This window comes from Pseudomonas sp. G.S.17, from assembly GCF_038096165.1.
Classification (GTDB): Bacteria; Pseudomonadota; Gammaproteobacteria; order Pseudomonadales; family Pseudomonadaceae; genus Aquipseudomonas.
Genome location: NZ_CP151076.1, coordinates 268,364 through 294,033 on the forward strand (window position 1 = coordinate 268,364; position 25,670 = coordinate 294,033).

At 58.7% G+C, this 25,670-nt stretch carries 21 protein-coding genes and 1 tRNA gene; 6 read left to right on the forward strand and 16 right to left on the reverse strand.

Annotation, left to right across the window (positions count from 1 at the left end; translation table 11 throughout):
- The first annotated feature begins 116 nt into the window (after nt 1-116).
- Both lapG and lapD read left to right on the forward strand, forming a co-directional pair.
- Complete coding sequence (gene lapG, locus AABC73_RS01210) at nt 117-812, forward strand: cysteine protease LapG (RefSeq protein ID WP_341522108.1); 696 nt, start codon at nt 117-119, stop codon at nt 810-812.
- 23 nt (nt 813-835) lie between these two features.
- Entirely contained in the window at nt 836-2,782 is a 1,947-nt protein-coding gene (lapD, locus tag AABC73_RS01215; RefSeq protein ID WP_341522109.1) for a cyclic di-GMP receptor LapD, read from the forward strand.
- A gap of 1 nt (nt 2,783) precedes the next feature.
- Here the strand turns inward: lapD and AABC73_RS01220 are convergent, their stop codons facing one another.
- Nucleotides 2,784-3,989: an MFS transporter gene (locus AABC73_RS01220; RefSeq protein ID WP_341522110.1), complete on the reverse strand. Its 1,206-nt coding sequence runs from the start codon at nt 3,987-3,989 to the stop codon at nt 2,784-2,786.
- Nucleotides 3,990-4,091: 102 nt separating this feature from the next.
- Here AABC73_RS01220 and AABC73_RS01225 point away from each other — a divergent pair, with 102 nt between their 5' ends.
- The gene (locus AABC73_RS01225; RefSeq protein ID WP_341522111.1) at nt 4,092-5,054 is read left to right on the forward strand and encodes a LysR family transcriptional regulator; all 963 of its coding nucleotides are present in this window, start codon (nt 4,092-4,094) and stop codon (nt 5,052-5,054) included.
- A gap of 119 nt (nt 5,055-5,173) precedes the next feature.
- On the opposite strand, the gene AABC73_RS01230 is transcribed toward AABC73_RS01225, so the two are convergent.
- The 4 genes from AABC73_RS01230 to AABC73_RS01245 form a co-directional block, all read right to left on the reverse strand.
- Entirely contained in the window at nt 5,174-5,503 is a 330-nt protein-coding gene (locus AABC73_RS01230) for a hypothetical protein (protein WP_341522112.1), read from the reverse strand.
- Nucleotides 5,500-6,060 carry a thiamine pyrophosphate-binding protein gene (locus tag AABC73_RS01235; RefSeq protein WP_341522113.1) on the reverse strand — a complete coding sequence of 187 codons (561 nt, stop codon included), beginning with the start codon at nt 6,058-6,060 and terminating at the stop codon, nt 5,500-5,502. The genes AABC73_RS01230 and AABC73_RS01235 overlap by 4 nt, the downstream gene beginning before the upstream one ends.
- The gene (locus AABC73_RS01240; protein ID WP_341522114.1) at nt 6,057-7,250 is read right to left on the reverse strand and encodes a PepSY domain-containing protein; all 1,194 of its coding nucleotides are present in this window, start codon (nt 7,248-7,250) and stop codon (nt 6,057-6,059) included. The genes AABC73_RS01235 and AABC73_RS01240 overlap by 4 nt, the downstream gene beginning before the upstream one ends.
- Before the next feature lie 457 nt (nt 7,251-7,707).
- Nucleotides 7,708-8,400, reverse strand: a complete 693-nt coding sequence (locus AABC73_RS01245; protein ID WP_341522115.1) for an HAD-IA family hydrolase — start codon at nt 8,398-8,400, stop codon at nt 7,708-7,710.
- 310 nt (nt 8,401-8,710) lie between these two features.
- Between AABC73_RS01245 and AABC73_RS01250 the strand changes: the two genes are divergently transcribed.
- Nucleotides 8,711-10,198 (forward strand): YdgA family protein, encoded by a 1,488-nt coding sequence (locus tag AABC73_RS01250; RefSeq protein WP_341522116.1) that lies wholly within the window; start codon nt 8,711-8,713, stop codon nt 10,196-10,198.
- A 51-nt stretch (nt 10,199-10,249) separates the two neighbouring features.
- Here AABC73_RS01250 and AABC73_RS01255 read toward each other — a convergent pair whose 3' ends face one another.
- From AABC73_RS01255 to AABC73_RS01270, 4 genes are all read right to left on the reverse strand, one after another.
- Complete coding sequence (locus tag AABC73_RS01255; RefSeq protein ID WP_341522117.1) at nt 10,250-11,068, reverse strand: mechanosensitive ion channel family protein; 819 nt, start codon at nt 11,066-11,068, stop codon at nt 10,250-10,252.
- A 269-nt stretch (nt 11,069-11,337) separates the two neighbouring features.
- Entirely contained in the window at nt 11,338-12,456 is a 1,119-nt protein-coding gene (locus AABC73_RS01260) for a mechanosensitive ion channel family protein (RefSeq protein ID WP_341522118.1), read from the reverse strand.
- Nucleotides 12,457-12,601: 145 nt separating this feature from the next.
- Nucleotides 12,602-13,249, reverse strand: a complete 648-nt coding sequence (gene cysC / locus AABC73_RS01265) for an adenylyl-sulfate kinase (protein WP_341522119.1) — start codon at nt 13,247-13,249, stop codon at nt 12,602-12,604.
- Nucleotides 13,242-13,937, reverse strand: a complete 696-nt coding sequence (locus AABC73_RS01270) for a sulfotransferase family 2 domain-containing protein (protein WP_341522120.1) — start codon at nt 13,935-13,937, stop codon at nt 13,242-13,244. The genes cysC and AABC73_RS01270 overlap by 8 nt, the downstream gene beginning before the upstream one ends.
- 540 nt (nt 13,938-14,477) lie before the next feature.
- On the opposite strand from AABC73_RS01270, the gene AABC73_RS01275 reads away from it, so the two are divergent.
- Nucleotides 14,478-16,100, forward strand: a complete 1,623-nt coding sequence (locus AABC73_RS01275) for an acyl-CoA synthetase (RefSeq protein ID WP_341522121.1) — start codon at nt 14,478-14,480, stop codon at nt 16,098-16,100.
- A 246-nt stretch (nt 16,101-16,346) separates the two neighbouring features.
- Here the strand turns inward: AABC73_RS01275 and AABC73_RS01280 are convergent, their stop codons facing one another.
- From AABC73_RS01280 to AABC73_RS01310, 7 genes are all read right to left on the reverse strand, one after another.
- Nucleotides 16,347-16,718: a hypothetical protein gene (locus tag AABC73_RS01280; protein WP_341522122.1), complete on the reverse strand. Its 372-nt coding sequence runs from the start codon at nt 16,716-16,718 to the stop codon at nt 16,347-16,349.
- Nucleotides 16,719-17,090: 372 nt separating this feature from the next.
- Nucleotides 17,091-17,825, reverse strand: a complete 735-nt coding sequence (locus tag AABC73_RS01285; protein ID WP_341522123.1) for a hypothetical protein — start codon at nt 17,823-17,825, stop codon at nt 17,091-17,093.
- Between the two features lie 191 nt (nt 17,826-18,016).
- On the reverse strand, nt 18,017-19,651 hold the full coding sequence (locus AABC73_RS01290) for a GMC family oxidoreductase (RefSeq protein ID WP_020293732.1): 1,635 nt from the start codon (nt 19,649-19,651) through the stop codon (nt 18,017-18,019).
- A complete protein-coding gene (locus tag AABC73_RS01295) occupies nt 19,648-20,178 on the reverse strand; it encodes a sugar dehydrogenase complex small subunit (RefSeq protein WP_341522124.1) in 531 nt (176 codons plus the stop codon). The genes AABC73_RS01290 and AABC73_RS01295 overlap by 4 nt, the downstream gene beginning before the upstream one ends.
- A 16-nt stretch (nt 20,179-20,194) precedes the next feature.
- Nucleotides 20,195-21,592 carry a cytochrome c gene (locus AABC73_RS01300; protein WP_341522125.1) on the reverse strand — a complete coding sequence of 466 codons (1,398 nt, stop codon included), beginning with the start codon at nt 21,590-21,592 and terminating at the stop codon, nt 20,195-20,197.
- Nucleotides 21,593-22,284: 692 nt separating this feature from the next.
- Nucleotides 22,285-23,541 carry a M20/M25/M40 family metallo-hydrolase gene (locus AABC73_RS01305; protein ID WP_341522126.1) on the reverse strand — a complete coding sequence of 419 codons (1,257 nt, stop codon included), beginning with the start codon at nt 23,539-23,541 and terminating at the stop codon, nt 22,285-22,287.
- Nucleotides 23,542-23,725: 184 nt separating this feature from the next.
- Nucleotides 23,726-23,802, reverse strand: a tRNA-Arg gene (locus AABC73_RS01310).
- A gap of 339 nt (nt 23,803-24,141) precedes the next feature.
- Between AABC73_RS01310 and gabD the strand changes: the two genes are divergently transcribed.
- Nucleotides 24,142-25,584, forward strand: coding sequence for an NADP-dependent succinate-semialdehyde dehydrogenase (gene gabD / locus AABC73_RS01315; RefSeq protein ID WP_341522127.1), 1,443 nt, complete (start codon nt 24,142-24,144; stop codon nt 25,582-25,584).
- Nucleotides 25,585-25,670 lie beyond the last annotated feature (86 nt).

Below are 25,670 nucleotides of genomic sequence, written 5' to 3' on the forward strand. Positions count from 1 at the left end.
GTTGATTCTTCGGACTGCCGCCAGACTGTTGAGAAGATGATCTCACCGCGCCATTGTCTTTCTCCGAGCGAAACTGCACCATCAAGCGCTAATGGCCAGCCACACGGAATCACTGCATGGCGGCACGATTGGCGTTTGATCAACTTGGCCGCGGGCCTTGTATCGCGCTCGTGCTGGTTGCCCTCAGCTTCATCGGCGCGGTTCATGCTGACTGGGATTTTGCCGTCATCAGCCATCGCGCCGAAGCCTTGTATGGGCCGCTGGGAGAAGGGCGGGAGCGCATCGACGCCTGGCAGAATCTGCTGGCCACACGCAGGCAGTCCAGCGAGCTGGAACAGTTGAACCTGGTCAATCGGTTCTTCAATCGCCAACTGCATTATCGAGAAGATAGCGAGTTGTGGCATCAGCCGGATTACTGGGCGACGCCGGTGGAATCGCTGATCAAGGGCGCAGGGGACTGTGAGGACTATGCAATTGCCAAATACTTCAGCCTGCGGCGCCTGGGCGTCCCCAGCGAAAAATTGCTGATTACCTACGTAAAGGCGTTAGGCCTGAATCGTGCTCATATGGTGTTGACCTACTACGCCACGCCAGCCAGCGAACCCCTGGTTCTGGACAGTTTGGTCGATGTGATTGCGCCCGCGAGCCAGCGCCCGGATTTGCTGCCGGTGTATGCATTTAACGGCGAAGGTTTATGGCTCCCGGGTGATTCCGGCAATACGAGAATGGGCGATAGCAAACGTCTGTCCCGTTGGCAGGATGTATTGCAAAAAATGCGAGCCGAAGGCTTTCCGCCAGAACCTGAACGATAGTCTGCCCGCAGCAAGGAGCGCCGATGTCATTGTTCAAACAGCTATTGATCGCCATATGCCTGTTTTTGGTCGTTGCCTTCAGCGGCGGATTTTTGATCAGCCTGGAAAGCTCACGTAGCCAATACGTCGCCCAGTTGCGCTCCCATGCCCAGGATGCGGCGACGGCACTGGCGCTTTCGTTGACGCCGGTGATTGATGATCCGGCGATGGTCGAACTGATGGCTTCAGCGATTTTCGACAGTGGGTATTACACAAGTATCAAGGTCGTGGACGTGGCCAGTGGGCAATCGCTGGTACAGCGCCAGGCTCAACCCAATACCAACGACGTGCCCGCATGGTTCATCAAATTGATCGCGCTGGAACCTGCCGGCGGGAGTGCGATTATCAGTCGCGGCTGGCAGCAGGCGGCACGGGTCGAGGTGGTCAGCCATCCGCTGTTCGCCGTGCAGAAACTCTGGCAAAGCGCGTTGGGCAGCCTGGGTTGGTTATTGATTTGCGGCCTGCTCAGCGCAGTGTTGGGTGGCCTGTTGATCAAACGCCAGCTTAGACCGCTGGACTACCTGGTTGCGCAAGCCAATGCCATCGCCCGTCGTGAGTTCCTGAGTCTCTCAGCGCTGCCCGGCACCCCGGAATTGCGGCGGGTGGTTCAGGCGATGAACCAGATGGTCGACAAGCTGCAAGCGCTGTTTGTCGAGAACACCCAGCGAACCGAGCAGCTACGTGCCGAGTGCTGGCAGGACAGTCTGACCGGGCTGGGTAACCGGCGTTATTTCGATATGCAGCTCGCGGAGTATCTGACCAGTCGAGAGGATGCCAGCCCTGGTTATCTGCTGCTGTTGCGGGTCAATGACATGGCCGGGCTTAACGAGCGCCTGGGTGGCAATCGCACCGATTCGCTGCTCTTGGCAATCAGCGATCTGCTCGCGCGCCATTGCGCTGCCCACCTTCAAACGCGTCACTTGCTCGCGCGCAATCGCGGTGGTGAATTTGCCGTGCTGGGGCCGGGCATGGGCCGCGAAGATGCGTTGCTGCTGGTTCAAAAGCTGCGAAGCGGCCTCGTCAGCCTGCAGGAAACCGGCGCTTCTGATGTCACGCCTATTGCGTCGATTGGCCTGGCGACATTCAGTCCGGGCGAAAGCCCCTTAACCGTGATCGGGCTGGCAGACCAGGCATTGGTCGAGGCGGAAAACCAACACGATCCGGGTTGGAGTATGGCGCCGCGCAGCGCGGTATCCAACCCTGAAGACGACCATCACGCCTGGTACCGCTTGTTGGATCAGGCGCTGAGTCAGCGAAGTTTTCAGCTGTTTTTCCAGCCGGTGGTGGACACCCGTGATCCCACGCAGGTGCTGCATCACAAAGTGCTCGCGCGGTTGCGTGACCCACACGGGCAGTTGCTCCCGGCCGGTCGATTCCTGCCCTGGATCGAACGCTTCGGCTGGTCATCCAGGCTGGACCTGTTGATGCTTGAGTCTGTTTTCGAACAGCTGACTCTACATCGCAAATCACTGGCATTGAGCGTGTCGGGCACCACGCTGGAAGACCCGACCACCCGTGAGCAAGCCTTCGAGCTGCTGCGTCGACACGCTTCAGTTGCCGCGCGGCTGACCCTTGAAATCGATGCCCGACGCATGTCTGAGCAAGCCGGGTTGCAAGTCCTGACCGCGCGCCTGCATGAGCTGGGTTTTGCCTTGGCGGTGCAGCATTTCGGCGGCCGCTTCAGCATGATTGGCGACCTCTCAAGCCTGGGCTTGGCTTACCTGAAAATCGACGGCAGCTATATCCGCAACATTGATGTAGAAGTGCCAAAACGCCTGTTTATCGAAGCGATGCAGCGCGCGGCCCACAGCATCGATCTGCCGCTGATTGCCGAGCGTATCGAGACCGAGGGCGAGTTGCGCGTCATTCGTGAGATGGGTATTCAGGCGGCGCAGGGTCAGCTCTTCGGAGAGCCTGCGCCGTGGCAGTGAATCAGCTGGAAGTTTCATCCGCCAGGTCGTGAACATTGGCCATCAGCGCCACGCTGCGTCCGCTCCAGAAGCACAGCATCCCGCCCATTGCGGTCAGCCCGGCGAGCACATAGAACATGGTCGGCGCTGGCGTATGGATCAGCAAATAGCCACAAATCACCGGGCTTAATGCGCCACCAAACGCCGCAAGATTCTGCGCGCCGTAGTAACTGCCGCGCAGGTTCTCGGGTGCAATGGTGTCGACGAACAGATACTCGGCGGGATAGATGATCATTTCACCCAAGGTGAAAACGAACATTGCGATGCACCACGCCAGCATGCTGTGGGAAAAACTGAACGCCAACAGGCCGACCACGAACAACGCCGTGCCCGCCACGATCCAGTAAGGCAATTGCTCGCGCTTGAGAAAGCGTCCGATCTGATACTGCAGCAAAATCACCGTCACCGCGTTGCAGGCCAGCATGGCAGAAAGAATCGTCAAGGCATCGGATGTCGATGTCTGGGTCACCAGCAGAAATTGCGAGAGATACAGCGTGAAGCGCCCATGCACGATGGTGCTCAGCAGGCTGCCGCTGGTGAACAGGATCAGCGTTCGGTCGTTTTTCAAGGTGCGCAGCGTGCTGAGAAAACTTTGCGGCTTGACCTCGTTGCTGCGCTGGGTCGGCGGGATGCCGATCATCAAAAACAGACTGCCGAAGGCGATGGCGCTGGCGATAAAAAACGGCGCCAGCGGCCAATAGCCAGCGATGATCACGCCCAGCATCGGGCCGGTGGCGTAGCCGATATTGGTGAGCGTGTAGCGCAGGGAGAAGGCTTTGGCGCGCAGGCCAATCGGCAGGTTCTCGCTGATGATGGCTTTGGAACCGATCAGGAACAACGCCGATGCCGTTTCGGTGATCACCAGCGTCAGTGTGGTCAGGTACACGTCGTGGGCGAAGGTCAGCAACGTGAAACCTATCGCGCCAGAAAGCATTGCCACGATCAGCAGTTTGCGTTTTTCCAGACGATCAATGATGTAACCGCCATACAGTCCAAGCAAGGTTGCCAGGAACACGGCAATGCCCATGAGCAAGCCGACATCCTGTTGATCCAGCCCCAATCGCGTGCTCAGAAACAATGTCAGCAACGGACTGGTAATCGCCCGGCTGACGACAATGGTCAGCGAGCAGATCATCAGGCGCCGGATAACGAGAGAGTAAGTGGCCACGCGAAGTTGATGTCCTTGAGGTGAAGTTGCCAATCACCGTTGGCTATGTTCGTATCATGGCTCGCAGCCTGTGGAAAAAGGCAACTGAGGTCAATCAGCTTTATGGACACTCCACTTTCCGGTTCTGGAAACTTGCCCCCCAAGCCCGGAAACCGCCCTCCTTTGTCGCTCAGCGGTCTGGATTTCAAACTTTTACGGGTGTTCAAGGCAGTGGTCGAAGCCGGCGGTTTCAGCGCTGCGCAAAATGAGCTCAACGTTGGCCTCGCCGCCATCAGCAAACAGATTTCCGATCTTGAGATTCGCCTCGGCATGCGCCTGTGCACCCGTGGCCGGGAAGGCTTTTGCCTGACCGAAGAAGGCAAGCTGGTCTATCAGGCTTCCATCGATTTGTTCGCCTCGGTGGACAGTTTTCGTGACCGCCTCAGCTCTGCGCAGAACGAGCTGACCGGCGACCTGAACATCGGGGTGATCGACAACACTTTCCAGGACCCCAACTCGCCGCTGATTGCGGCGTTGCGCGTGCTGCATGACGAAGCGCCCAAGGTCAGATTGCGCCTGCATGCCTCGCCGCTGGATGACATTGAGCGCGGGATCGTCGAAGGGCGCCTGATCGTCGGGGTTGTCCCGGTTTATCAGCGTCGCGAGGAATTCGATTACTTCGATCTGTATCAGGAAACTTCAAACGCCTACTGCGCAATGGGCCATCCGCTGTTCGATGTCGATGAGCACGAGATCGATGTCGATGTGCTGCGCGGCTGTGAAGTGGTCAACCATCGTTACGCGCTGCATGGAGACAAGGCCAACTTCGTGACCCTCGACGGTCAATCCGCCACGGCTTCCCAAGTCGAAGCGGTGGCGATGCTGGTCATGACCGGACGCTTCATCGGCTTTCTGCCCGAGCATTTCGCTGCGCACCTGGTCCGTGACGGCGTGTTGCGTGCGTTGCGTCCCGACCTGATCAACATTCGCACCAACCTCAACATGATCCTGCGCCACAACGCCCCGCGCAGCCCGTTGGTCAAGGCGTTCGCGACGGCGCTGGGGGTTGATTTGAAGGCGTTGTAATAACATGTTGGAGCGAGGCTTGCCCGCGAATCAAACCCCTCTGTGGTCCAGATCCACCGCGTTATCGTTTTTCGCGGGCAAGCCTCGCTCCAACGAATCGCGTTTGATGCCGAACTGTTTCAAAGCGCCGGCTTGATCTGCAAATGATCGACTTCCAGAACATGCCCTGCGCCCACATCCATCAGCACGTAGAACTCACCTTTCGGACGTTTGAAGGTAACCGTGGAGTCGGGGCCGAATTTGCCGGGGATCAGGATGCGTTCGTTGTAATCGATGACATCCACGGTCACGTTGGGCACGCCGTCACCACTGGAAAAACCGCCAACACAGCGCACTTGCTGGTCGGGCAGTTCTTCGCAGCTGCACACCAGGCCGTGGGCGTAGGCGGTGTTGCCCACGCCGATCAGGCTGGCGAGCGCGAGCAGACTCAACGCGTTCAAGCGGATCATGGTTTGTCTCCATTCTTGGCCAGCCACTCGATCGTCTTCGGCGAGGCTTCGCTCAGCGGGATTGCTTTCTGATGCACCGAACCGTCCCAACCCTCCAGGGTTATCCACAACTGATCATCGGCCTGAGTCGTCGTCGGCACCGGCACTTCTGCGCCCAGCCGGTACGGACTGCCTTCAAAAATTGCGCCGGCAGCGCGCAGGCTGCGGGGTTTGCCAACGCGCATGTAGCCCGCCTTTACCTGACTGATACACGCCTGGCAGAGCGCCGCGTTGAATTCCTTGACGAAACCCGCCGGGCCGTCCGACTCGGGGCCTTCGTCATGCACTTCAGCGAGCGTCAGACTCCACGGGCCGACCTGAATGTCGCCGATCATCCGTTCGCCAAGCCCGGCATCGCCGCGAAAAAACGCAGCATTCTTGAAGTACGCCGGCATGAAGCCCAACGGAATCAACAGCAGCAGGATATTCAGATGAAAGCGCCACTTGAGCCACCAACGTGCGAGTCGAGTGGTGGGCGGGGCAGGTTTTTTCCTGTTGGCGGTCGCGGTCCGGCTCATGAGTTGAGTTCCTTTCTGAGGGCGTTCACCGCTTTCAGGCGTTGCGCGTCACGCTCCGGGCGCTTGAGCAATGCGACGGTAGCCAGCGCCGTACGTTTGCTCCAGATCAGCAGACCGCTGAGGACCATCATGCTCAACAGCAGACCGAACACGAACCAGATCATCTTGATCCAGATCCCGCCGAAATCCCCGGTGTGCAGTGGCCGCATGGATTCGGTCACGAATTCCAGCTTCGAATTGTCTGCAAGCAGGCGCTGGCCAATGATCGCGCCGTTATAAGGATTGATCTCGGCGGTCTGGAACATCAGCGGATACCAGCCGCGCCCACCCACGGTCAGCGGCGCATAGGCGGTGCCGGGCAGTTCGGCGAAGCTGATTTCCAGCCCCGGTACTTCACGTTGAGCGACGTTGATCGCCTGATCAAGATTGAAGGTCGGCGGGCGTTCACCGGAAGGCGAAATCGGCACTTCTTCTCGGGCGACAAACACCGGTACGCCTTCGGAAGAGATGGAAATGCGATTATCGAACAGCAGCGCCTGAATCAGAAACCAGGTGCCGGTGATGGAAATTACGGCGATAAACCAGATCGACCAGATCCCCGACAGCCGATGAAAATCCCCCCAGAAAACCCGTGCACCTTGATTGAAACGCAGCTTGGGTTTCAGGAAACCACGCCAGAAACGCTTGTAGACCACCAGCCCGGTAATCAGCGACAGCAACATCGGCAGGCCCAGGAACGACACCAGATACCAGCCCCAGCTGAAACCATTGGTAAAGGGCACCAGCCACCAGCCATGCAGCGCCCGGGTGAAGCCGCGGAAGTTGAACGTTGCCGCTTTACCCTGAATGACGCCCGTATAGGGATTCACGTACAGCGTGGTCAGCGTGCCGTCGGGATTGCTGACGCTGGCGGTCAGCGCGAAGTGTGATTCATCCGGGCGCACGATGTTTCTGATCACCAGTTCCGGGCGCGCCTTGTTCACGGCGATCACCGCCTCGCCGAGGGTCAGCAGTGGGGCGTCATCCGAAGGTTTGGACGCGCGCACCTCAGGCTGCGCGAGCCAGACGATCTCCTGGCTGACCACCGCCAGCGTACCGGTTACGCACACGATCAACACAAAGAACCAGATGGGCAGGGCGAGCCAGCTGTGAACCAGAAACCAGATACGCGAACGCGACTTTTTGGACATGGGGCGCAATCTTGTCTTGAGAGTGACAACCGGTCCGAAAAAACGGACAAGGCCGGGCCCAATAAATTTTGGGCATACCACTAAGACGGATGAGATGCGAAAAAACGACGACGAAGATGCAAGCAAATGTTACATGGCGCCGTCACACGGCAAATGCGCTCTTTTACTGCTCTGTCAGGACCGGACTTGTCCGGGAAGGCGTGTTCTAAATGAGCATTTTTCGCCTGTTTTTAACGCAGTATTGTCGAGCGCAATAGTTTTCACACAGTCTGGGTAGGACCGGACTTGTCCGGGAAGGCGTCCATCTGGGCAATGGAGAACTGGCAGCCAGATTGCGTTTGGCTGAACCGGCCTCTTCGGGGACAAGTCCCCTCCTACAGAGAGTGCGACCAGTAGGACCGGCTTTAGCCGGGAGGGCGTTCTCTCCGGTAACGGCGGTCCTCTGAAAGCCTGGGCGTTAAGCCTTCATTCCCGGTAAACCCCAGACCTCAAGCGGGAAGTCAGCCAGCGACCCCAGCAGCAGGTCGGCATGTTCATACTGCTCGACCGGCATATGTGGATCTGGCACCGCGACGGCATACATGCCGGCTGCTTTGGCTGCGGTTACGCCGAAGGGCGAGTCTTCAAACACCAGGCAATCGGCTGGATCGATGCCCAGGCGACGGGCGGCAACCAGAAAGATATCCGGCGCGGGTTTGGCTGCGCCCACGTCCGGGTCATCGGCGGTGACGACGATCTCGAACAGCTCGAACCAGCTGCGGTGCAGTTCGGTTTTGGCCTTGAAGTAATGGATCGACGAACTGGTGCCCACGGCGATGGGAATATTGTTCTGCGCCAGATGACGCACCAACGCTTCCGCACCGTGCATGGCCGCAGCCTTGGGAAAACGCTCGTCGAGCATCGGCGCGCGGGTGTCGAGAAACTCGTCCACCGACAGTGGCAGCTCCAGCTCCTGAATCACGAACCCGGCAAAGTCCCGCGCGCCACGGCCGATGGTGTGCTGTTTCACGGCCCAGTCGAACGTGCGGCCATAGCGGCTGGCAATCAGGTGGGTGACCTCGGTGTAAATACCTTCGGTATCTAGCAACAAGCCGTCCATATCGAAAATTACAGCCTTGATCGGGCCTCGCTCGCTTTGCAGTTCAGTCATGTTATTGAATCCTGTATTTTCAAGCCTGACGTCAGCCTAACGCCTGTAGGAAGACTATTGCTACCCGCGTATGAATCTGGAATGGCTGCAACCAAATAGCCATGTAGCTGCCCAACACCTGTCGAAAAGGAGCATTCGTACACACAACAGGACAACATCGCTGGGCCGTTCCAAGCCGTCGATGATAATCTCTCGCAACTTTTCACCGAGGCGGCATGATTTTGGTTGGCATGTCTAAGGCCATCAAAACCCGCCCTGGTTCAGGGAAGACTTCTTCCAACATCCAGAAACGGAAATCCTCGAGTCGAACATGAATAAATCAGCAGGCATCGCAGTAGGCGTCATCGTCGTCGCAGGAGCCCTGGCCACCGGCGGCGCCTGGTACACCGGCACTCGACTCGAAGGCGTACTGCGCGACTCGATCCAGAATGCCAACCAGGAGCTGAAGAACTCGCTCACGGGCAGCAACAGCAGCATGACCATCGAGCTGCTCTCGATTGACCGCCATGTATTCAGCAGCACTGCGCATTACCGTTTTGTCATTCAGGATCCGAACCTGTCCGCCGACGGCACCAGTGCCGAGTTCCTGTTTGTCGATCGCATCGAACATGGCCCGTTGCCGTTCTCCCGTATCAAGTCGCTGAAACTGCTACCGGTCATGGCGCAGAGCAACTTCGAGATGGAGAAAAGCCCAAGCGCTGAAAAGTGGTTCGCCATGAGCAAAGGCGTCGCGCCGGTCACGGGTTACGCCAGTGTTGGCTACGACCGCGCAGTCAGCGGGAGGCTGAACCTGTCGCCGCTGGAAATGAACGATACGGACGGCACGTTCAGCTTCTCCGGCCTGACCGTCGATGTGGACGCCAGCGCCGATGCCGAGAAGGTCAAACTCACCGGCAACATGGACAACCTGAAACTGGACGTTACCGGTCCCGACGGCCAGGTCGTCCTGGGTATGCAGGGCCTGACGTTCGACAGCGGCGGCACCAAGGGCAAATCCGGTTTCTATCTGGGCCACAGCAATCTGAAAATCAACAGCGCGCTGGCTCAGGTTGCCGGTCAGCCGCCCATGCTGTTCAAGGATGTGGTCAACACCAACCTGGCTCAGGAAGACAACGGCAAATTTGCGGCGCAGGTCAATTACAACGTTGGCATGATCAACTATCAGGGCAACGACGTGGGCGCCGCGCAGTTGGCGTTCAAAGTCAGCAACTTTGATGTCGTGGCGACACAAGCGCTGTATCAGCTGTACCAGACCAAAATCCTTCCGCAACAACAGGCCGCCGCCGCTGCGGGCGAACCTCTGCAGTTGGCGCTGCTGCCAGCTGATCAACAGCTGCTGGATGCCGAAATGGCCAAGCTGCTGGCCGGCAAGCCGCATGTCGAGCTTGAGAAGCTGTCGCTCAAAACCGTCAACGGCGAAAGCCATGTGCGGGTTGCTGTCGATCTGGCAGATCCGGGTTCACTTGATCAGCCTTCGTCCGCTGTCGCTGCAAAAAGCATTGGCCAGCTGGACGCCAAAGTCGTGCTGTCCAAGCCCATGATCCAGGACCTTGCCACGCTGCAGGCGCGCGCTGCCGGTCTGACCGATGCCGCCGCAATTGCCGAGCAAGCCAAGGCTGCCAGCGACATGGTCGGCGGTATGGCCGCGGTGCTGCAACTGGCCAAGGTCGATGGCGACAACGTGGTCTCGGACCTGCATTACGCCAATGACATCGTGGACTTCAACGGCGTCAAAATGACCCCGCAGCAGTTTGTCGCGTTGATCATGGGCAAGGTTGGCGGGATGTCCGGTCAATAAACCCCGACGTCAGGGCTGAGCGATCCGCATCAGCCCCGACCTCGCCGCGCATCAGCCTGCTGGCTGGAATTTCGAAATGTTGCGCTGCAAGTCCCGGATCACTTCCACGGATTTGTAATATACCGGCCAGTAATGGTCGTTATGGCAATAAGGCCTGACCGACAGGGTCAAGGTGTCCGCGGAAATAGCCGAGAGATTGATGCCCACTTCCGGGTTGGCCAGCACATCGGGAATGCTGCCGATCTGTTGCTTGAGCGTTGAGATCACAGCCTGCTCGTCCACTGAGGCGGGCAGCGTTGCCGTCAACTCCATGCGCCGGAACGGGTTGCTGGAAAAGTTGACGATATTGCCGGCAAAAACCTTGTTGTTGCCCACCATCGTCAGCACGTTATCCAGCGTGTTGATCGAGGTGACGAACAAGCCGATTTCCATGACCGTTCCTGTCACATCCGCCGCACTGATCAGGTCGCCGACCTTGAACGGGCGCAGCACAATGATGAACCCGCCTGCCGCCAGATTCGCCAGCAGCCCTGACCACGCCATACCGATGGCCAGGCCCACCGCTGCCAGCAATGCCGCGAGGCTGGTGGTCTCGATGCCGCAATAACTGAGGATCGCAATCACCAGGAAAATGTTCAGCACCACGGTGATGAACGAACCCAGGTAGCGCAGCACCGTTGGATCGAATTTTTGTCTGGTCAGCGACGTCCGGACCATGTTGACGATAACCCCGATCAACCAGCGTCCCACGATCCAGAGCAGTATTGCGGTCACTATCTTGAGCAGGATCACCACCCCGTATTGCAGCACCACATCCCATAACGCAGTGATTTTATCGGTGCTGATATTGATGAAATTCAGATTGTCCATGATGGCGCTCCATGCCAATAAGCTGCACCGGGTAGCATCCTCCCAAGTGACGCTCGCTCGCTACTGTCACTTCTGACAGGAAGCGAAGTGCTAGCACTGACACGCCTTGTAGGAGCCAACTCGTTGGCGAGAATCCCGTTGGAGCGAGCGGGCGGCGATCCGACTTGCCCGCGAAGAGGCCGGTACATCCACCCATTTTTCCGAACTCAAACCACCGCCTTCGCGGGCAAGCCTCCAACGAGTTCGGGGATGTGCATTCTGGCCATTGTTTAAACCGGCGGCTGGCGCGGCACCTCCGTTGGGGTTTCGTGACCTTCGATTTCCGGACGCACATTGCGCGAGGAAATTTCGGTACGCAGCATCGGCAGGCTTTGCGGGTACTGTTTGGCGATGAACGCGATCAGGCGTTCGCGCATATGGCAACGGGCATCCCAGCTGCGTGAAGAGTCCGCAGAACTCAACAACACCCGCAGCTGCATCGCCTTGGCGTTGGTGTCGGCGACTTGCAGCACGCAAACCCGACCATCCCACAGATGCGGAATGTCTTCACAGATACGCTGCACCTCGGCGCGCAGCTCCTCCACCGGCAGCGAATAATCCACCCAGACGAACACCGAGCCAATCAGGCTGGAGGTGGCGCGTGTCCAGTTCTGGAAAGGCTTCTCGATGAAGTACTGCAACGGCACCACCATGCGGCGTTCGTCCCAGATCTTGATCACCACATAGGTGCCGCTGATTTCCTCGACACGCCCCCATTCGCCCTCGACGATCACCACATCGTCCAGGCGGATGGGCTGGGAAATGGCGATTTGCAGGCCGGCAATCAAATTGCCCAGCACCGGTTTTGCGGCGAAACCCGCCGCCAGCCCAGCCAGACCGGCCGAGGCCAGCAAACTGGTGCCGATCTGCGCCACCGCCGGGAAACTCATGAGAATCAGCCCGGTGCCGAACAGTAGCACCAGCGCGTTCACGCAGCGCACCAACACGCGGACCTGAGTCTGAATCCGCCGGGCATGGAGGTTGTCCTCGATATCCAGCGGATTGTGAATCGCCACCGCTTCGCCCACGGCATTGACGCAACTGAGCACCAGCCAGGTGAAACCGGCGATGACCAGCAAGCCGTTGACGTGGCGCACCGTCGCGATCATCAGCAGATCGTCGGGTGCCGCCGTCCATACCGTCTGCAAGGCCAGCAGCGGCAGCAGCCACACGGTCGGGTTTGCCGCGCGATGCAGCAGTTGTTGAGGCAACACGAATGAATTGGCAATGCGCCGCAATACCGTGAACGCCACCCAGCGAATCAACAAGGCGACCAGTACGGCGAAGCACGCGACGATAACGGTTCTGAGCCACGGCAGGGGCAAAAGCTCCAGCCAGCTCTGGGGCAACAAGTGTTCCATCGATGGGTACTCACAGCAGAAATGACGTTAAGCCGAGCGGAGACCCAGGAGTTGACCTAAAAGCCGTCCGCCGACCTCGATGGCGATAGCTGCCTGCAAAATGTGAGCCCTGCGGCGCGGGATCGTTCCCGGCTCAGAAGGATTTACGCGATAGCACATTGGCCGCGTCGCAAAACGCAGCTGATGCCAGGTCGCCCAATTGTCCGGCGACAATCTTGTCGATAAAGGCCTGGCAATCATCGACGCTGGTATCCACGCTGAACTCCGCTTGCAGCGGCGCTTCATACGGGCTGTCGTAGCCGGTGAAGTTCTTGATCCGGCCTTGCTGCGCCGCGCGATACAGCCCTTTGGTGTCCCGTCGCGCACATTCGCTGAAGGGCGTGCTGATATGCACTTCAATGAACTCGCCGGCTGCCAGCGAGTGCCTGACGGCATCGCGGTCGGCGCGGAAGGGGGAAATTGCACAGACAATCACGATCAGTCCGGCATCCACCATCAGCCTGGCGACCTCGGCAATACGCCGCACGTTTTCGTGGCGATCGGCATCGCTCATGCCCAGATCCCGGCAGATTCCCTGACGCAACCGATCGCCATCCAGCAAATAACTGTGCAAGCCATTGTGTTGCAGCGTTCGATCCAGCTCGATGCCCAGCGTAGATTTTCCGGCGCCCGACAAACCCGTGAGCCAGATGCAACAGGCATGCTGCTGCTTCATGTCTTCACGTTGCATCTGATTTACCAACAGATTCGGCGCGATGATCAGCGGTTTTCGCTCAGTCATAAGCGAACAACTCATAGTCACGGGCATAGACCTCGCGCACTCGGCGGCGGGTAGCAGGGGAACAAAACTGAATGAATTGATTGTCGGGTGCCGACGAGCGATTGATGTGGGGTAGTTCGGCTTTGACGTGAAGATGAATGCACAACTTGCGGAAATCTTCTTTCAGGGTTTCCTGACGCCCGATGAAGTCCACATTCAGATGGCCCATGGCATCTTGCAGGAAGTAATGTTGGGGCGTGAAATGTATCTGTTTAGTTATATTTTCCGGGCGCAGCCAATGATGGACGAAATCATCGAAGCTATCGTAGCGGCTCACCAACGCCTGGGCGGCCTTGTCCCGGTCTTGTGTGTTATTCAACAAATAAATATAAGCCGACCAGGCGCGTTGTAACGGATCGCGTACAAAGCCGAACTTGAAATAGTTCTGGAAGCGCTCGTTGAACTGCTTTTCGTACCAGTAGAGCGGCATATGCCCCGTCGGCGTGCTGCCGAACAAGGCGGTGGCAATGCTGCTGCCCGCACATTTCGGGACATGAATGAACACACACTCCAGCGCGTCGAACTCCACAGGAAAGCGGTTCTTGCCGGACAATGTCTTGTTCACGACTTGCCGGTCAATGACCGGAAGACGCTCAAGCAGTAGTTCGCGCTGCGTCTTTGGAATCAACTTCCAGAGGAGGCGGTTCATAAGTAATGACCTGAGGCGATACAGTTAAGAAGTCGCAAGCGTACAACTTACTCCGCCTTGAATGAACGTCTTTTCATACTATTTACATTGACATAGGATTATTAGTTGATTGTGTTCTTGTTGTAAGCAAGTTGATACTGGACGTGTGTCGTTGGAGCGAGATGTACACTTTCCCGCACACAACAAAAAACCCGCCGAGGCGGGTTTTCTTCAAGACCATTCCAACATCCTGTCGGTAAGCCCTCCGGGCCATGGTCGATCATCCTTGATCCTGTGCGCGTCCTGCGCATCAGCTGTTGGATCCAATCTTAGGCTTCCAGGCGAGGGCCGGCCAGAGCCAATCGCCATCAGCTCGTGTAAGCCTTTCGCTATAGCGCGGGATGCTGACGTGGCACAAACGGTCTAAAAGCGCAATTGACCCAAAGGAGCCAGCGCAGCAGATGGCAGGCAAGCTATAACGTGGGAGAGCAATCAATTGAAACCACCGGCCCTTCATCTTGCGTGAAGGGTTCAGAGCTAATAATTCGCCAGGGTGCAGACATGTCCATTTATCACCAGGGGCTCGAAAAAGGCCCGGCCAACCATATCGCGCTGACGCCGCTGAGCTTTATCGAGCGCACCGCCGCGACCTATCCCGATTACCCCGCAGTGATCCATGGCGCGATTCGTCGCACCTGGGCGCAAACCTACACGCGCTGTCGACAACTGGCTTCAGCCCTGAGTCAACGCGGCGTAGGAGAAGGCGACACGGTAGCGGTGATGTTGCCGAATATTCCGGCGATGCTCGACGTGCATTTCGGCGTGCCCATGCTGGGGGCCGTGCTCAATACCCTGAACGTGCGCCTCGATGCACCGACCATCGCCTTTATGCTCAAGCACGCCCAGGCCAAAGTCTTGATCGCCGACCGCGAGTTTCATGCGGTGGTGCGCGACGCCCTGGCGCTATTGGACAACCCGCCGTTGCTGATTGATGTAGACGATCCGGAATACGGCCAGGGCCAGCAGCTCAGTGAGCTGGACTACGAAACGCTGCTGGCGGCTGGCGATCCCGAGTTCGAGTGGCAATGGCCGCAGGATGAATGGGCGCCCATCTCGCTCAACTACACATCCGGCACCACCGGCGACCCCAAAGGCGTGGTGTATCACCATCGCGGTGCGTTTTTGAATGCCATCGGCAATCAGATGGCCTGGGGCATGGGTTTGCATCCGGTGTATTTGTGGACCTTGCCGATGTTCCACTGCAACGGCTGGTGCTACCCGTGGACCATCACCGCCCAGGCCGGAACCCATGTGTTTCTGCGCCGGGTCGACCCAAAGAAAATCATCAGCCTGATCCGCGAGCATCGCGTCAGCCATATGTGCGGCGCGCCGATTGTGCTCAACGGTCTAGCGAATTTACCGGACGTTGCCGATATCAGCTTCGAGCATCCGGTGCATGCGATGACCGCAGGCGCCGCGCCGCCGGCCAAAGTCATCGCGTCGGTCGAAGCCATGGGCATCTGCATCACCCACGCTTACGGTCTGACCGAAACCTACGGTCCGGTCACGGTCTGCGCCTGGAAAGCCGAATGGGACGAACTGGCGGCCGATGATCGCGCCACGGTCAAGGCTCGCCAAGGCGTGCGCTACCCGACCCTGGAAGGCGTGATGGTCGCCGATCCGCTGACCCACCAACCGGTGCCGAAAGACGGCACGACCATCGGTGAAATCTACATGCGCGGCAACACCGTGATGAAGGGCTATCTCGGCAATCCGACAGCCACCGACCAAGCCTTCGATGGCGGCTGGTTTCACTCCGGCGACCTTGCGGTCTGGCACCCGGACGGCTATCTGGAAATCCGTGACCGGCTCAAGGACATCATCATTTCCGGCGGCGAAAACATCTCGACCATCGAAGTCGAAAGCACGTTGTATCGACATCCCGCCGTTCTTGAAGCCGCCGTCGTCGCCAAGCCCGACGAGAAATGGGGCGAAACCCCTTGCGCTTTCATCACCCTGAAGCCCGGCCATGAAGCCGTCACCGAAGCGGAAATCATCCAGTTCTGCCGCGAACGCATGGCCGGCTTCAAAGTCCCGAAAACCGTGGTTTTCGCGGCCCTGCCAAAAACCTCGACGGGCAAGATCCAGAAGTATTTATTGCGGGAGTGGGCGAAAGGCGGTTAATACAGATTTTGTACAGGCTGTGTGAAAACGTCACGAGCGATGACAAGACAAGGCAAAAACAGGCGAAAAAGCGGAGTCTAGGTGTTCTAAATGAGCATTTTTCGCCTGTTTTTAACGCAGTATTGTCGAGCGGAGTAGTTTTCACACAGTCTGTGTAGGAGCCAACTTGTTGGCGAGGCGTTGTGCCTATTCGCGAGCAAGCTCGCTCCCACACCCGCACACATTCTTGCCTACAGATATGCAGACTTACTTGCTGTCACTCGCATGCGCCCAGCGCTTGTCGAGGCGCGGGATGTGGATGCGGATCTTGCGTTTGATCTTGGTCAGGTTGGGCTCCCAGACCGGTTCCGGATCTTGCAGGAACGCGGTCATCACGGCGCTCAGCGCGCACAACCCGGTGAATGCCCAGACGACACCTTCCAGGCCAAAGCTGTCCTGGAAGATCGCAACGATGGCCGGGCCAACCCAGGTCGAAGCGCCAGCACCCAGGCTCAATACCGAAAGCGCTGCAGCCTTGTTTTGCGGTGCGAGTGCTGGGGCCAGCCAGAGGATCGTGTTGCGATAACCGATGCGGGTGCTGATCACGCTGGAAGCGAGGTTGCCGATGATGTTGAACACGAAGACGATGGTCAGCAGGCGCAGCCAATCACGCCGCCGATCACTACCAGCGCGAAGGACAGCCAGAAGGTTTGCATCGCGCCAATCACCGGGATGCTGATGCTTGCCACCAGCGAACCCAGAGTCGGCAAGCCGGCGGCATGACGCGCTTGGGGCCCCAGATATTGGAGAGTGCGCCGGCCAGACAGGAGGAGATGCCGACAGTGATGCCGTAGGTGGTGAACACCATGGCAATGGTGGCAACCGCATGGACGTGACGCCCTGTTTTTGGGGGTGAAGCCGTTACAAAAGATTTCGAAAAAAAGTGAAGAAAAAATCACATTGCGGGGAAGTGCGCGCAGCGCAATCGCGCAAGGCAGACGTCTGCGAGGCTCAACTCAACGGATTGAAGCTGTCTGCGGCACTGCAAAAACGTTGCTTGATCGCCAGGCTGAAATCCGCGCCGTCCTTGCTTGCACGAGCCGACCATTCCCGGCATTTTTCCCGGAAATACACTTTGACGCCTTTGCGGCATTCCCGATGTTCGATCGACCCACGCCGGTAGTTGGCGCAGACGCTGGTGCCGTCGATACGCTCGTTGATAATCGTCCATTCGGCAGCGTAGGTGCGTTTGCCGTCCCACTGCCAAACGGTGTCTCGTTCAACGTTCTGAGCGATGACTCGTTTGGTTCGCGCAGGCTGTTGCTCGGCCTTGAATCTGGCCAGGTATGAGGCGGAAACCATGCCCTGAGCGACTTCATTCTGGCTGGCACGGGGGAACTGGCCATAGCGGCAAGTAGCAACGGCTTCGTCGATGATATTGTCCGGCTTGATGCACTCGGCCAAGGGTTTGGGCGCAAGCAGGGCGTCGGCGGTGTAGATCGGCGGTACGGGGTTGGATACGGCGGAAGGGCGGGGCGCGATACGAGCCTGAGGGATCAACTGCGGCACTGAGATGTGGCGGTTGAACAGGTAAGCGCTGACAGCGGCAAACAGCAGCAGCGCGAACACGTTGCGGTAGAGGTTGGATGCATTCGTCGGCTGGCGTCTGCGGGCACGCAGAGCCAGACCGTCATCGTCAGCACTGAAGCGCTCGTATGAATCAGGGTCATCCTTGCTCGTGTCCATGCAGCCGTCCTTGATAGGCCGCGCATCCATTGCGCGTTGCAGGGAGTTTAGAACGGGTGAAGGCTTATTGCCAGTATGGCGGCCGATCCTGGCGTCATCCCGTAGGACCGGCTTTAGCCGGGAGCAAGCCCTCCCGGCTAAAGCCGGTCCTACGGATCGGACGTTCGGACGACGGTCGATCTTCTGCGGGTTTAAACTTCCTTCAACAACGCATCCGCAACCCGCAGGCTCAACGCGGCGCCGGTCAGCGTCGGGTTCACGCAGGACGACGACGGCATGACGCTGGTGCCGGCGATGAACAGGTTGTGGTGATCGTGAGTGCGGCAGTCACGGTCGACGACGGAGTTCTTCGGATCGTCGCCCATGATCGTCGTGCCCATGATGTGCTGGCGATTCTGGAAGCCGACGTCGGTGCTGAGGATATCGGCATCGAGCAGTTTGGCGAACTGCTTGAAGTCCTCCAGCGCCTTCTCTTTGCCCGCGTGCCAGTAGTCCGGAACGCTGTAGTAGATCTCCGGCACTGGCAAGCCAATCGCATCGAACTTGGTCTTGCTCGGCGTGACGCGGTTTTCCGGCAGCGGCAGGGTTTCGAAATCCACCGCCCAGTTCAGCGAACGCGCCGATTGCAGACGAATCTGCTCGTCGAGTTTCGAACCCAGCACGCCTTTGGAAATCAGCGTCGAGGTGATCTGCGACGTCGGCACCGTGTTGCGCACCTTGATCTTGTAGCCGGGGTAATCCTTGCGGAACGCACCGTCGCGACTGTTCAAATACACGAGCAGTTGCGTCGGGCCTTCGCCGGGCCACATGTCTTCCTTGGTCATCACGTTCATGCTGATGCCGGTGTGGTCCATCAGATTGCGACCGACCTGATCCGACGAGTTGGCGATGCCGTTCGGGTATTTGTCTGACGTGGACATCAGCAACAGCTTCGGCGATTCGATGCCGTAGGCGGCCAGCACGAAATAGCGCGCGGTCAGTTTGTGTTGCGACTTGTCCGGACGCATGTACCAGATCGCGGTGATCTTGCCGTCATCGCCTGCTTCGACTTTGTAGACTACCGAGTTCTCCAGCACTTTCGTGCCATGACGTTCGGCTTCGTCGATGTGCATGGAGCCATCGTACTTGGCGGCAATCGGGCAGACCGGGTTGCAGTTGTTGTTGCCCGCGCACGGCGGGCGCTTGCCGTAAGGGCGAGTGGCGCGGCCGTTGGGTTCGAGGATCGGATTGTAGCCGCCCTTGCTCAGCAGCTCCGACAGACGCTTGAACATGTAGCTCGGCTTGAGCCCTTCCATCGGGTACGGAATCGAACGCGGTGGATACGCCGCGCCGCCTTGCCCGCTTTCATCCTGGCCATCCACGCCCGACACGCCCAGCTCGGTTTCGGCCCGGGCGTAAAACGGTTCCAGCTCGTCGTAGCTGATCGGCCAGTCGCGGCCACGGCCGTACAAGGAGTTCAGGCGGAAGTCGTTGGGCAGCATGCGCCACAACGACGAACCGAAGTGCCAGGTGGTGCCGCCGACCACGCGCAAGTACGAGGTGTTGTACTTCACCGGGCCGACTTGTTGCAGGTAATCGCCATAGGTGGACGGCGCGTGCGGCAGGCTCGGGTAGGGCGAGCCGGCACCTTGCAGCTTGGCGTTGGCCAGGGACAATTTGATCGGCGCGTTACGGAAGGTTTCGACCACGTCACGTCGATTAACCCGAGGACCGGCTTCCAGCACGATCACCGATTTGCCCGCTTTGGACAGTTCACTGGCGATCAAACCGCCCATGACACCGGAGCCGATGATGACCACGTCGGCGTCGAAATCAGCGTTGCTCATAGTCTGGAATCCTTGGTATCTGCTGGCTTGGCGCCCCAGGTAGCCGGGCCGCCACCGTAAGTGGGGATGATCAGCGTGGCGTGGGTCGGTTGGTACATCATGGCTTCGGAGTAGCTGACCATTTCCGCGTCAGCGCCTTCGCCGACAATGCCCAGGTACCAGGCGGAAATGATGCTCACCGCTGTGGCTTTCAGCGACGGATCAGCGTCGGCCAGTGCCAGATATTCATCAACATGCTTAAGCTGTTTATCGGCGATCAACTGCTTCAAAGTCGTTACGTTCCCGGCAAAGTTTGGCGCGCGCCGGGCCAGAGCCGCGTAATAACGCGCCGCCAGAACCGGGTTGGCCGCACGGCTGACCAGGAACTGCGAAAGCGCGATGAAATCAGCGGTCGGCGCGTCTGCCGCCAGCACCGATTGCCAAGGCAGTACGCTGCCCACCAGCGTCATCAGGCCCAGCGTTACCGAGCCGCGCAGCAGGTTGCGGCGGGACAAGCCCTGTGGAGTTTCAGCTTGCGTGGTGCTCATTGACGTATCCATTTGCTCAGGCTCCCTTGCGGCGGCGGGCGATCATCCACACCACCAGGCCGATCAACAGGCACACCAGGATGATTGCCGGGATCGTGAATTTGGCCAGCTCAGCGAGCGGCGCCTTGGGACCGCCTGCGCGACTCTGGGCGACGTCGGCAGCCGTGACCTTCAGCTCAGAATTGCCATAGCGCGACAGCACGTAGTTGCTGACGTCGGCAATCTGCTGGTCATTCAGGCGATCAGTGAACAGCGCGTCGGGCCCGAATGCCGGCATGTCCACGGCCACGCCATCAACGGTGCGATGCACGCCGTAGACGATGGCGGCGATGAGGTTGTCCGCACGCGTGGTCGCGGTGTTGTTGAACAGCGACGGGTATTCTTTGGTGCCTTGGCCATTGGCCTGGTGGCAATTGGCACAGGTGCCGCTGAAGATGTGCCAGCCCGGATTGTCTTCCGGCTTGGTGCCGCGCAAGGTCAGCTCATCGGTGGACGCTGCGCCGAATTCGTGGCGGGCTTTGTTCTCACCGGATTTGATCGCTGGCGTTTGCTGCAAATACGCCGCAATCGCTTTCAAATCGCTGTCGCCCAGGTACTGCAGGCTGTGCTCGATCGCCTCGGCCATCGGGCCAGCCGCTTGTGCCTTGCCAGCCACATGACCCGTGCGCAGGTAAGCGACGATTTCATCGTTGGACCAGGCGCCGATGCCGCTGACCTTGTCCGAGCTGATGTTCGGCGCGTACCAGCTGCCCAGCGAACCACCGCCCAGCGGCTTGCCACTGTCGGCGCCCATCAGGAAATTGCGCGGTGTGTGGCAGGTGTCGCAGTGGGCGAGGGCGTTGACCAGATAATCGCCACGATTCACTTCAGCGGACTTGCTCGCGTCCGGCTTGAAGCGTGCGTCGCTGTGGAACAGCAAATTCCAGCCCATCATCGACGCGCGAATGTTGAACGGGAACGTCAGCGCGGTCTTCGGCGACGGCGTGTCGACTGGCTGCACTTCCTTCATGAAGTAGTCGTACAACGCAGCGATATCGCTATCGGTCATCTTCGCGTAGGACGTGTAGGGCATCGCCGGATACAGATGAGTCCCATCCGCCGCTACGCCATCACGCACCGCGCGGGCGAACTGCTCGTTGGAGTAGTTGCCGATGCCAGCGGTTTTGGACGGGGTAATGTTCGTCGAATAAATCACCCCCATCGGCGAGCTGAGCGGATAGCCGCCAGCGAAAGGCTTGCCTTCGGGCGCGGTGTGGCAGGCCACACAGTCGGCGGCAACCGCCAGACGCTTACCGACAGAAGCCGTGGCTTCCAGTTCCTGGCCAAAGGCCGATCCCGCCATACAGACGAGCAGGCACAGCAATCCAGCAAAGGCCTTGGGCAGGCCTCGTCCTTCACGAGCGTAACGTGACATTTGTTTACCTTAGGCAGTTGCGGCCTGGCTTTTTCGAGGTTCGGATTCGGCTAACGCGCTTGGTCAGAACCAACGCCCACGGTGGCATTGGCTCAGCGCATGCGACAGGGTGCCGCACAAAACTGGGTGGAATGTTTCACATCACGAAACATTCGGCAATATCTAAAACAGGCAAAGTGCTATCTAGACTATTCGTCATGCAAGGCTCTAGACCGGGCCTCAGGGCTGAAACCCGCAGCCCGCCTGGGTTAGATGTACGATGACTGAAGAATTCGAATGGATGGGGAATTTGAACATTTGTGCCATTTATTTTAAGGGAGAGTTGTGGGGGCCAGGTTGTTGGTGAGGTGATGGTTCTGCGAAAACAAATAAATCGCCTCGCGAATAAATTCGCTCCTACAAGAGCGGTGCACATTCCGTTGGAGCGAGGCTCCAACGAGACGGCGTTGTACTGCAATGATGGGCAACTGAAATGCTGTAGGAGCCAACTTGTTGGCGAGGCATTGGTTCTGCGAAAACAAATAAATCGCCTCGCGAATAAATTCGCTCCTACAAGGGCGGCGCACATTCCGTTGGAGCGCGGCTTGCCCGCGAAGAGGCCGCAACATCCGCCCGCTCTAATAATGAACAACCCAAATGCTATGTTCAGCGTCTGCGCAGTACCCACGATTCCCTGCGCAGACGCCGCGCAATTACTGTTTAGGCGTGCCGCGAGAAAGCTCCATGATCATGCGCGTCAGCAGGTAAATCCGTGGCGAGACGCTTTCGACTTCCGCGTACTCTTCGGGGGTGTGAATGTTGCCGCCGACGATGCCGAAACCGTCCAGCGTAGGCACGCCGACACTCGCGGCCAGGCTTGCATCGGCTGCGCCGCCGCTGCCTTCGATGGTCAGCGTGCGGCCCAGTTCGCCGTAAATGCCTTGCGCGATAGCCACCAACTTGTCGCTTTCGGCGGTTTGCGGCATGGGTGGCAGGCCCCGAATCAGCTTCGTCGACACTTCGGTTTCCGGGATGAGTTTGTCAGCCGATACTCGCGCGAGGTCCTTCTCGATCCGGTCGAACTCTTCCGGCACCGCTGCACGCACATCGGCCTTGGCGGTGGCCTGGTCAGGAATGACGTTGGTGCGGTCACCGGCATTGATGGTGGTGAAGTTGATGGTGGTCTTCTTCTCGGCATCGCCCAGTTTGCCCAGTTGCAGGATCTGGTGCGCCGCTTCCATCGCCGCGTTACGGCCCAGTTCCGGTGCGACACCCGCGTGGGAAGCTTTGCCCTTCACGTCGACCACCGCCGTCGCACTGCCTTTACGCCAGACGACCAGACCATCGGCTGGGCGGCCTGGCTCCAGGTTCAACGTCACATCGTGTTGCTTGGCGGTTTTCTTGATCAGGTCGGTCGCAGCGTCCGAACCGGTTTCTTCGCTGGCGTCCAGCAGGAACGTGATCTGCGCGTAGTCGGTAAAATTCAGATTTTTCAGAATCTGCAGTGCGTAGATGCCGGCCACAATGCCACCCTTATCGTCCATTACGCCCGGACCATAAGCGCGTCCGTCCTTGATGTGGAAAGGGCGAGCGGCGGCCGAGCCTTCCTTGAACACCGTATCCATGTGCGCCATGAGCAATATTTTCGCTTTACCCGTGCCCTTGAGCGTGGCGATCACATGGTTGCTCTTGTCCGGGGCGGTATTGGGGAAGGTCTCGATGGTCGCGCCGAGCTTTTTCAGCTCCTCGACGACAATTGCGCTCACCTTGCTCAGGCCCGGCTCGTAACCGGAGCCGGAATCGATATTCACCAGTTGCTCCAACAGCTTCAGCGCGGGCTCCTTGGATTGCTCGGCGCCAGCCTGAACCAGTTTGTCGGGCGTCGCCGCCTGAGCGAGGGAGCCACCACCAAAAGTGACAGCAAGCGCCAGAGCGGAGGCGAGGGCAGAGCGCGAAAACATCAACGGCATGAGTCGTTCCTTGAATGGGCTGGATTTGATCCAAAACACCCTAACGATTCTTGCGACGTTGCGCATCTGAAAAGTGCAGCCTGCCAATTGGACGCAAAGCCAAACCCCGGAAACAAGAAAGCCCGCACTAGGCGGGCTTCTTGGGGTGTTTCGAGACAATCTGAGACAGCTCAAAACAGGTAGGTGGTGCACCAGACGGGATTCGAACCCATGACCACTGCCTTCGGAGGGCAGTACTCTATCCAGCTGAGCTACTGGTGCAATGCGGCCGCCATGATACTCATCTGATTGGCATGCGTCCATGCTGGCGAGAGGCTGTTGTTGATTTCGTACGTTTTTGCGGCTGTGGATGACGTTTATCAGAAAATCTGGAGGAATCTGGCAAATGCGTTCTTTTTTTCGAACAGCCTATTGTCCTTTACCCCAGCAGTCCCTAGGATTCGTTTGAGATTTCAAACGCTCTTGTCCGGTTCTCCCGCACTTTTGGCGACCCTTCGTTGCGGAGCCCGGCGAATATTTCCTGACGGCAGTCTCGTTCGAGACGCCTTTGCACAACAATAATTGCTCCGCCCCTTGCGCGGTGCTGTTTAGGAGGCCGACATGCAGCTTAAAGACTCGAAACTGTTCCGCCAACAAGCCTATATCAATGGTGTCTGGCTGGACGCGGACAGTGGTCAGATGATCAAGGTCAACAACCCGGCTGACAATGAAATTCTCGGCACTGTGCCAAAAATGGGCGCTGCTGAAACCCGTCGTGCCATCGAAGCTGCTGACAAGGCGCTGCCGGCCTGGCGTGCGTTGAGCGCCAAAGAGCGCGGCAACAAGCTGCGTCGCTGGTACGAGCTGATGATCGAGAACCAGGACGACCTCGCGCGCCTGATGACGCTCGAACAAGGCAAGCCGCTGGCCGAGGCCAAGGGCGAGATCGCTTACGCGGCGTCCTTTATCGAGTGGTTCGCTGAAGAAGCCAAGCGCGTGTATGGCGATGTGATTCCTGGCCATCAGCCGGACAAGCGTCTGATCGTGCTCAAGCAGCCGATTGGCGTGACGGCGGCCATTACCCCGTGGAACTTCCCGGCGGCGATGATCACCCGTAAAGCCGGCCCGGCGTTGGCCGCTGGCTGTACCATGGTGCTCAAGCCTGCGTCGCAAACCCCTTATTCGGCATTGGCCCTGGCTGAACTGGCTGAGCGCGCGGGCATCCCGGCTGGCGTGTTCAGCGTGGTGACCGGCAGCGCTGGCGATATCGGCAGCGAGCTGACCAGCAACCCGATTGTGCGCAAATTGTCGTTCACCGGCTCGACGGAAATTGGTCGTCAGTTGATGGCCGAATGCGCCAAGGACATCAAGAAGGTGTCGCTGGAATTGGGCGGCAACGCGCCGTTTATCGTGTTCGACGACGCGGACCTGGATAAGGCCGTCGAAGGCGCGATCATTTCCAAGTATCGCAACAACGGCCAGACCTGCGTCTGCGCCAACCGCATCTATGTGCAGGACGCCGTTTATGACGCGTTCGCCGAGAAGCTGAAAACCGCTGTGGGCAAGCTGAAGATCGGTAACGGTCTGGAAGAGGGCACCACGACCGGTCCGCTGATCGACGAAAAAGCCGTGAACAAGGTCAAGGAGCACATCGCCGACGCCGTGGGCAAGGGCGCGAAAGTGCTGCTGGGCGGCAACAGCATGCAAGGCAATTTCTTCGAGCCGACCATTCTGGTCAACGTCTCGAAAGACGCGGCAGTCGCGAAAGAAGAAACCTTTGGCCCGCTGGCGCCGCTGTTCCGCTTCAAGGACGAAGCCGAAGTGATTGCGATGGCCAACGACACCGAGTTCGGTCTGGCGTCGTACTTCTACGCTCGCGACATGAGCCGCGTGTTCCGCGTCGCTGAAGCGCTGGAATACGGCATGGTCGGCATCAACACCGGCCTGATCTCCAACGAAGTCGCACCGTTTGGCGGGATCAAGTCGTCGGGCCTGGGCCGTGAAGGCTCCAAGTACGGCATCGAAGATTATCTGGAAATCAAATACCTGTGCCTGAGCGTTTAACGCTCGCGTACTCGCTTCACCCGCAATTCCACCCGGTAGCCGGAAGTTGCAGCAGTCGATCATCGTATGCTGCTGCAACTCACCCC